Here is an 8,635-nt window from a genome sequence, read left to right as displayed (position 1 = left end):
TGATGCCGTAAACATTCTTTCGTTTCCTGAAATTGAATCAGCCATCCGTCACTTTAAGCCAAATCATCCAGTAGCCGTCATCCACGAAGGACTTTATCATTACCTTTCAATGGAAGAAAAGGAGAGGGCAGCACGCAACATTCATTCGGTTCTTTCCCGCTTCGGTGGCGCGTGGATCACTCCTGATTTTCTAACAAACGCTGAACATGAAGGACGTTTACAGACTCACTCAGAATTGCAGAATATCGCGCAAGGAGTCCAAGACACAACGCAGCGTGATGTGCACAAAACAGGCTTTGATAATCAACAACAAATTGTGGACTTTTTTTCACACTTAGGTTTTAGGAGCTGCATCTCTCCACAAATAGACGGAAGTTATCAGCTAACTGCAATGCAAAAATTAGACATATCTGAAGCCGAGTTCAAAAACTATAAGTCCCTGAACTTTAATATTTGGACATTAACAGTGGAATAGTGAGGGCATTGAGCCGAGATGTTTTTCAGAGGGAACAGGAAACCCACACTTTTAAGTGTGGGATTGAAAAAAAGGACGCCGTTTTTCTAGCGCTTTGCGTCTTTGATTGGGGACAATCCGCAGAAATTACGTTTCAAACTATATTTCCCCATTTGGTGGTGTTGTTTCTTTTACAAGACATTGAACACCTAAGAGAACAGACACTTAGTCAAGGGATTGACATTAAAATTTCCAGGTGCAAGATGTGAGTTAAGGGATTACTACAAAATTTTTTTAAGGAGTTAAAAATGTACACAACATCTCAATCTGATCCTGTCCGCTTGGAAATATTCAAAAATCTCTATCAATTTATCGCCGAACAAATGGGAATTGTTCTCCAAAATACGGCAACATCTGTGAATATCAAAGAAAGGCTAGATTTCTCCTGTGCTATTTTTGACTCTTCGGGATTATTAGTTGCTAATGCTCCTCACATTCCTGTACATTTAGGCTCAATGAGTGAAAGTGTCCGCAGTTTAATTAACGAAAAACGCGACACCCTAAAACTGGGAAATGTCTATCTATCTAATAATCCCTATAATGGTGGAACCCACCTTCCTGATGTCACTGCAATTACCCCTGTTTTTCTAGAGAGTCCTGAAAATACTTTATTCCCTACTCCCATCTTTTTTGTTGCTTCTCGTGGACACCAAGCGGATATCGGTGGAATTACTCCCGGTTCAATGCCTCCCCACAGTACCACTGTAGAAGAGGAAGGAATTATTTTTGATAATTTTCTCTTAGTTGAAGAGAGCAGTTTTCGAGAAACAGCAGTAAGACAACACCTTTCAAATCATACTTATCCTGCTCGTAACCCTGACCAAAATATCGCTGATTTTAAAGCACAAATTGCCGCAAATGAACGGGGAGTGCAAGAACTTCGTAAAATGGTTTCCCAATACAGGCTTGAGACTGTTCAAACTTACATGAAGTTTGTGCAAGCTAATGCTGAAGAGTCGGTGAGAAAGGCTATCAATCTTCTTAAGGATGGCTCATTTGTTTATGAAATGGATAATGGGGCACGAATTCAAGTTCAAGTGATGATTCATCCAGAAAGTCGTAGTGCTACCATTGATTTTACTGGCACTTCTCGGCAACTAAATAGTAATTTTAATGCTCCCAAGGCTGTAACTCAAGCCGCAGTCTTATATGTCTTTCGGACTTTGGTTGATGATAATATTCCACTTAATGCCGGATGTCTTAATCCTCTAGAAATTATTATTCCGGTTGGCTGTATGCTGAATCCAACTTATCCAGCAGCAGTAGTAGCGGGTAATGTCGAAACCTCTCAAACCATTGTCGATGCTTTATATGGCGCTTTAGGTGTCATGGCTGCTTCTCAAGGAACAATGAATAATTTTACTTTTGGTAATGAGCAATATCAATATTATGAAACTATTTGCGGCGGCTCTGGGGCAGGAATTGATTTTGATGGAACTGATGGTGTTCATTCTCACATGACTAACTCCCGTTTGACCGATCCAGAAGTTTTAGAAACCCGTTATCCTGTACTTTTAGAAAGCTTTAATCTTCGTCCCAATAGCGGCGGTAAAGGGCAATATTCCGGTGGAAATGGAGTTGTCCGTCGCATCTGTTTTCTAGAACCCATGACAGCTAATATTCTCTCTGGACATCGGGTTATTCCTCCCTTTGGATTAAATGGTGGGGAAGCCGGAATTGTCGGACGCAACTGGATACAACGCCACAATGGAATTGAAGAGAATTTAGACAGCACAGCAACAGTAGAGATGAAACCTGGAGATGTTTTTGTGATAGAAACTCCTGGAGGAGGCGGATTTGGTAAAGTCTCATATTTGCGTAATTCGTAATTAAGTGGGTAGGCGTAAATAATTATTTAGGATTACTTAGGTAATAGTGCCATAAAAGTCTTGCCGCAACTGCTCGCCACGGTTGCCAAATCTGTGCGATCGCTTCTAGTTGCACTGGTGTTGGACGCGTCGCCAAGTTTTTGAGTTTTTGTAAAGCGATCGCGATCGCTAAATCGCCTTTGGGAAAGACATCAGGATGTTGCAGCGCCATAAGCAAATAAATATCAACTGTCCAGTCTCCGATCCCTTTGAGGCGCTTTAACTCAGTTCTAATAATAGTTTCGTCCATTCTTTTCAACTTGCTGAGGTCAAGCTGACCACTTGCGATTGCCTGAGCCAACCCACGACAGTATAAAATCTTTTGCCGACTGAATCCAATCGCTCTTAATTGAGCATCATCTAATACCAGAAAGTTTTCTGGTGTTAAAGTTACAACAACCGCACATAGACGATTAAATACAGCTCTTGCAGCCGCTACGGAAACTTGCTGTTCCAGAATGATGCACAGGAGCGTTGCAAAACCCGCTTCTCTTTGCCACATCGGTGGAGGCCCCAGTGTTTCTAAAATCCGAGCCAAATCGCGATCAAGTTTGGCAAGCACCATTAAACCACGGGTAAGACTTTCTTCAGTCAGCGATTCTAGTTCAGGTGTTTGAGTCATCTTTGAAAAAGGGAGTAGGTAGAGACACAATTAATCGCGTCTCTAGTGAGTGGGGAAGAATTCTTTTAATCAATCTCGCGCGGTGCGTTTTGATTCTTGTGTAAGCAGTTTTTGTTTGCGCTCAATTCCCCAATGATAACCACCAAGACTGCCATTACTTTGCAGAACCCGATGACACGGTACAATCAGCGCGATCGGATTAGCTCCACAAGCATTACCTACAGCGCGGACTGCCTGGGGTTTGGCAATATTACAGGCAATATCAGTATAAGTGCGGGTTTCGCCATAGGGAATTTTTTGTAATGCTTCCCACACTTGTTTCTGAAATGCTGTCCCACGGACATCAAGTGGTAAATCAAGATGTGCCTCGTCTCCTGCAATGAAGTCGAGGATTGCTTGTATCCATTCCTTGTGTGTGTGGTCATCACGTATGATCTGCGCTTGGTGAAATTCCTGATTCAAAATGTGTTCAAGCTTGTCTGCTTCATCACCTAGTTTAACGGCACAGATACCCTTCTCTGTTGTTGCCACAAGCAAATATCCTAGTAGACATGGAGCGATCGCATAGACAATGCTGATTGTCTTTCCAGCTTGTTGGTAAGTCTTTGGTGTCATTCCCAGTTGTTTAGGTGCTTTCTCATACAGTTGGCTACTTGAACCATATCCCGTGTCGTAAACTGCATGAGCAATTTCTTCCCCTGAATGAAGACGCTGCTTCAATCGTTGGCTACGCAGTGCATCTGCATATTGAAAAGGGGATACGCCAATTATTTGCTTAAATATCCTTTGTAGATAACTGGGACTCATTTCAACTTCAGAACATAATTCCGAGAGGGTTGGGATGCGATCGCCTTGTGCTTCAATATATCTACATACTGCTAAGACTTTCGCTGTATTTGGAACTGTTTCAAATTGTGGCTGACAGCGCTTACAAGGTCGAAAACCTGCAATTTCAGCCTCTTGTGCCGACTGGAAGAAACAAACTTGATTGCGATTTGGTCTGCGGCTAGGGCAAATAGGTCGGCAATAAACGCCTGTAGAGCGAACACCGTAGAAAAACTTGCCGTCAATTGTGGGATCTCGACTCAGAACTGCTTCCCAGAGGGTTTTCTCTAAAAGTTGTGTCTGTTGTAGTTGCATTGATGCCTCCTCTGCCCTTTCTGGTAAATGACCGGGCGATCACTACGTACTAAGTTTGATATCACACTATACTAAATATATTCAAAAACTAATTTATATCTGATTGTTGCGATCAAAGTCGGCTGTGTTTATGCAACTACGGCTAAACGATCTTACGAGCGATGTTCTCGTTGCGACGCCGAATAACCCGTCGTAGACATCGCATTTGATTTACTAGAATAATTTCTGATTAATTATGCCAGCGTTGTAAAGTAAGCAAATTAGTCACAAAATTTCCGCCAAATCTAAAACATATCCTAACAAAACATCTTCTCCCGATAGAGTTTTAGGACTTTGGAAAATCTCAACTTCTCGATTAGGTTTTGATAACTAGCGGTAAACACTCGCTGGCGTTCTGAATTATTCTTAAAAAAGGAACTTTTGTGTTCTAGTTTAGAATATACCAAACACTATCACTCTCATCACTTTTGGATAAAATACGATATCTTTTTTCAATCAATTCTATAATTTTTGGAAACTTTTCTTGAATTAAAGCGTGATAATTATTAGTAATAAATATATAAGGAGGCTTGGATGAATCTAATTCCTCTAAAAGTTGTGGCCATTGCTCAGATAAAAATAATTCAAGTGACCATCCATTTAGTGATGTTGCTTGAGTACGACCAGATAAATAATAAATAGACGGGTCACCAGCAACAAAAATTGCACCAGATAAACTTCCTGGTTGAGAGAGAAAGCCAATCTCTGAACGAAGTAATTTATAATCTCCTTTAAATACAGTCTGATATTTAAATCGTGTATCTTCAGTTAAAGCAAAATTATTCTTCACTAGAGCGATACTTTTAATTTGAAAATTCCATAATAAAGGTGATAAAAACAACAATGACACCAAAATTTTAATTATTGGTGAACTTAATCCTTTGAAACGCTCCCATAATATATCTAAACCTTTAGTTGCTAAAATACCTGTAGGTACAAATAATAGTAAATAATGATAGTTCCAAAGTGACCTAATTTGTATATAAATAACACCCAGCCCAAAAATAAACCAAACAATCAATAACAAGGTCAATAAGTTTTTATTCTTACGCAATGAAACATTTACTGCAACAATAGCCATTACAACTAAAGTGATAAAATTCTTTAAAAACCATAAGTTTCCAGAAATTAACTTAGATTTATCCAATCTGCCATTAGCAACCACCTGACTTGGATATACAAAAAATGTCTTATATACAATTGCTAAACTATCAAATGAGGCAAAATAGCTGGCAATAAGTAAAATAGGAAAGAGAACTCCTAGAAAAATTGGCAGGCAAATTTCAAGAATAATTTTTTGAGTTTTTTGATGTTTTATCAATATAGAATGAAGTAAAGCAGTTAGCCAAAAACAAAGTATTATAGGTAAAAAGATTAATTTAAATATTAGGACGATTCCACCCATTAAGCCTGAGATGAAAATTTGAATAAATCTCTGTTTTCCTTCATGATTAAAAGATTCATAAGTTAGCCAAAGACATAAAAATAAAGGAAAACCAACTAGCCCTTCTACTTGAGTAAATTGCTTATGATATGAAACAATATAGTAAACACCAACCGTTAACAAAGGTACTAAACTTGCTATTATCTTATGCCGAAAATAACTTTTTAGAGTTAGCTGTAATGTAAAAGAAAAAAGCATCATGTAAATAAGTTCAAAAATATGGATGCCAATTTCATTAAAACCAAATAAATTTCCTGCTAAGAAATAAAAGTAATAAATTCCAGGTTGCTTTAGATCCCAAAAATCTCGATAGAGTACCTTTCCTTGTTGCATCTCCAAAGCACCTATTGTAAATAGTGCTTGATCTCCTGAAAATGGAAAAGGTAAATTTATCAAACCAATTATGAGAACAAAAATCAAAACTAAAAAGTCAACTTTATTTAATTTAGGAAGATTAATCATAAAAATTTACTTCTAAGCTGTTACGCATTTAAATTGTATATTTACTCATACGGGTTGTCATTAGTCATTTGTATTTAAAAGGACAGATGACCATTGACTACATGACAGTCTTAATAATTGCAATGTACAATCTAGACGCGCATTCGCATAGTAAAAGGGACTGGGCACTGGGGATTAGGGACTTGTACTGCACTTTGACTACGCTCAGGAACCGCGACTTGTACTGAGCCTGTCCTGAGTTCAGCCCGAGCGGAGCCGAGGGGCGTAGCCGACTTGTACTGAGCGGCGTCGAAGTAAGGGTACAGCCGAAGTAAGCCGAAGTATTGGGGACTGGGTGTAAAATCAAAAAATTATCGTGATTGCTCTTACAGGACTTACGCAGCAATGATTAGTCATTGCGACCGGAAGGCAGTGTAGGGAAGCAATCTCGTCAAGACTGGGATTGCTTCTCTTACGAGACGCTTTGCGTAGCTTGCTTCTTTGAAGGAGTACGCTCCGCTCGCAATGACGAAAATATGTTGCTTTTGCGTAAGTCCTATCTTACCCACTACCAAATTTAAAAAACTTTTCCTAGTACCCAGTACCAAAGCGGCGTTCGTTCCGACGCTCGTTCCTTACTAACGCTAGGCTATCGCTAACGCTGCGCTATCGCCGCAATTAGTTGATTTATCTAAGAGGTATTATCTCAGACGACAAGCAAAAGCGATGTCTACGACGGGCTACGCCTACACTCTTAAAGTTGAAACTGTGAAAACTTAAACCTTTGCAGCTAAGATTACTTCATCTATAAGAAAGGCTTAAGTTTTTCTTGCAAATGTATAAGTCGTTGCTGCAAACGCTTAATACTTTGCAACAAATGCTTTTCCATGTATAAGAAAGGCTTAAGTTTTTCTAGCAAAGGTATAAGTTGTTGCTGCAATTGTTTAATACTTTGCAACAAATGTTCTTCCATGTATAAGAAAGGCTTAAGTCATTGCAACAATTGTTGTAACGAACTTATTAATCTATTTAATACCTGGAATAAAATATAGTCTAAGTGAAATTAACTAAACCTCTAGAGATGCGATCGCAATTGATTTGCTATATTTTCCCATGACAATCGGAAATGCTGTGGTATAAAACAGTACTATTAACCTAGTAGCAGAGATGGATTATGGCACGTCGGAAAAGAAATTCCAGCGTTTTAGAACGAGCCGATCGCCGGATTGAAAGTTTACAATCTATCAGTGTAGAACTTGACTTTGGACAAGGATTGACTATACAAGCTTACACCATGACAATTAACGATCTCCGGTCTAAGCTTGCTGCTTACAACACTGCGTTATCTACCATTGATAAACTCACAGATGACGTGAATAACGCCGAAAAGGCGGTAATAGCGATATCAGAAAAAATGTTACTAGGAGTTGGCAGCCGTTACGGTAAAACCAGCCCAGAATACGAGATGGCGGGTGGTGCGCAACGAGGTAATACCAAGAAGAAGCAAAGCGTAATAGGCAATTCCAAAGTTACCAATTCTTTAGTAGCCGATTCTGTCCAGCTTTCTTCTGTAAATGGATCTATGAATGGGGTATCGGGTGCGATCGTCAGTTGAGTAAAATCCAATAGTCAAATTACCCCCCTTAATCCCCCCTTTCTAAGGGGGGAAACAGGAATCTAGTTCCCTCCCCTTTGCAAGGGGAGGGTTAGGGTGGGGTAAAACCTTGGTTAATCAACTATTTCAGACTTGTGCATAGACCGTAGCCTTGGCAAGAGAAGTTAAGGGGGATCGAAAATCTAGGTAGTACATCAAAAAATTTTGAAATGCTTATCAGATATTCTTCAAGTTGAGCGCAGTCTGCCACTTACTTCATTTGTAGGATGGATATCATAAAAAGGATTGAGCGTTTTATTGTGTAGTATATAAAAGAGCACTTAAAAGTCCTCGGTCAATTGACTACTATGGTTGCAGACCACAGCATAGATTTTCAAACGTATCTAGAATCTCTGAGCGAGGATGATACATATAAAGATTGGCAAGATTTGTACACGCCAACTGATGCCATAGACCGTTAAAGACTTGAACCCAAAAAATCGCGCAGACGCTTAGATTTAAGTTTGATGGTGCAAATAGTACCAGAGAAACGAGAAGGTGAAGCACCAGACAGAGAAAAAATTGAACGGTTGAATATCCTCGAAGGGTTACGGAAGTATGCACCCGTCCATGTATTGCTAGTAGGAAAACCAGGTTCAGGTAAATCTACAGCTTTAGAGCGTTTGTTGTGGGAAGAAGCTCAAAAGGGGAAACAAAGAGAACCAAATCAAAAAATTCCCGTACTAGTAGAGTTAAGGCGCTACAAAACTTCGGTGCTAGATTTAATTCGGGACTTTTTGACTCGCTATAACTTAGACCTCAAGAGCGAAAAGATTGAAAATCTACTGTTTACAGGGCAATTTTGGCTGAGCGAAGTCGGAGGGCTGAGCGAAGTTGGAGGGCTGAGCGAAGTTGGAGGGCTGAGCGAAGTTGGAGGGCTGAGCGAAGTTGGAGGGCTGAGCGAAGTTGGAGG

6 protein-coding genes and 1 pseudogene are annotated in these 8,635 nt (G+C 39.7%); 4 read left to right on the top strand and 3 right to left on the bottom strand.

Annotated features, from left to right (window positions below; translation table 11 throughout):
* Both V7L20_RS02335 and V7L20_RS02330 read left to right on the top strand, forming a co-directional pair.
* Window positions 1-475, top strand: a 475-nt coding sequence (locus V7L20_RS02335; RefSeq protein WP_334742520.1) for a hypothetical protein, incomplete at its 5' end; no start/stop codon positions are given.
* 287 nt (window positions 476-762) lie between these two features.
* Window positions 763-2,343, top strand: coding sequence for a hydantoinase B/oxoprolinase family protein (locus tag V7L20_RS02330; RefSeq protein WP_334742519.1), 1,581 nt, complete (start codon window positions 763-765; stop codon window positions 2,341-2,343).
* A 22-nt stretch (window positions 2,344-2,365) separates the two neighbouring features.
* On the opposite strand, the gene V7L20_RS02325 is transcribed toward V7L20_RS02330, so the two are convergent.
* From V7L20_RS02325 to V7L20_RS02315, 3 genes are all read right to left on the bottom strand, one after another.
* Window positions 2,366-3,004: a DNA-3-methyladenine glycosylase family protein gene (locus tag V7L20_RS02325; protein WP_334742518.1), complete on the bottom strand. Its 639-nt coding sequence runs from the start codon at window positions 3,002-3,004 to the stop codon at window positions 2,366-2,368.
* Between the two features lie 69 nt (window positions 3,005-3,073).
* Entirely contained in the window at window positions 3,074-4,144 is a 1,071-nt protein-coding gene (ada, locus tag V7L20_RS02320; protein WP_334742517.1) for a bifunctional DNA-binding transcriptional regulator/O6-methylguanine-DNA methyltransferase Ada, read from the bottom strand.
* 427 nt (window positions 4,145-4,571) lie between these two features.
* Window positions 4,572-6,089, bottom strand: coding sequence for a hypothetical protein (locus V7L20_RS02315; protein ID WP_334742516.1), 1,518 nt, complete (start codon window positions 6,087-6,089; stop codon window positions 4,572-4,574).
* A gap of 1,153 nt (window positions 6,090-7,242) precedes the next feature.
* Between V7L20_RS02315 and V7L20_RS02310 the strand changes: the two genes are divergently transcribed.
* A complete protein-coding gene (locus V7L20_RS02310; RefSeq protein ID WP_334742515.1) occupies window positions 7,243-7,683 on the top strand; it encodes a hypothetical protein in 441 nt (146 codons plus the stop codon).
* A gap of 506 nt (window positions 7,684-8,189) precedes the next feature.
* A pseudogene (locus V7L20_RS02305) lies at window positions 8,190-8,635 on the top strand (hypothetical protein); the annotation flags it as partial.

Origin of the sequence: Nostoc sp. (assembly GCF_036916735.1) — a bacterium.
Classification (GTDB): domain Bacteria; phylum Cyanobacteriota; class Cyanobacteriia; order Cyanobacteriales; family Nostocaceae; genus Nostoc.
The sequence above is the reverse complement of the archived record's forward strand: the minus strand, read 5'-3'. Positions and strand labels throughout refer to the sequence as shown.

Excerpts from the sequence above, each read along its gene's own strand:
- V7L20_RS02330 (WP_334742519.1), top strand. The coding sequence starts at position 763 with ATGTACACAACATCTCAATCTGATCCTGTCCGCTTGGAAATATTCAAA.
- V7L20_RS02325 (WP_334742518.1), bottom strand. The coding sequence starts at position 3,004 with ATGACTCAAACACCTGAACTAGAATCGCTGACTGAAGAAAGTCTTACC.
- ada (WP_334742517.1), bottom strand. The coding sequence starts at position 4,144 with ATGCAACTACAACAGACACAACTTTTAGAGAAAACCCTCTGGGAAGCA.
- V7L20_RS02315 (WP_334742516.1), bottom strand. The coding sequence starts at position 6,089 with ATGATTAATCTTCCTAAATTAAATAAAGTTGACTTTTTAGTTTTGATT.
- V7L20_RS02310 (WP_334742515.1), top strand. The coding sequence starts at position 7,243 with ATGGCACGTCGGAAAAGAAATTCCAGCGTTTTAGAACGAGCCGATCGC.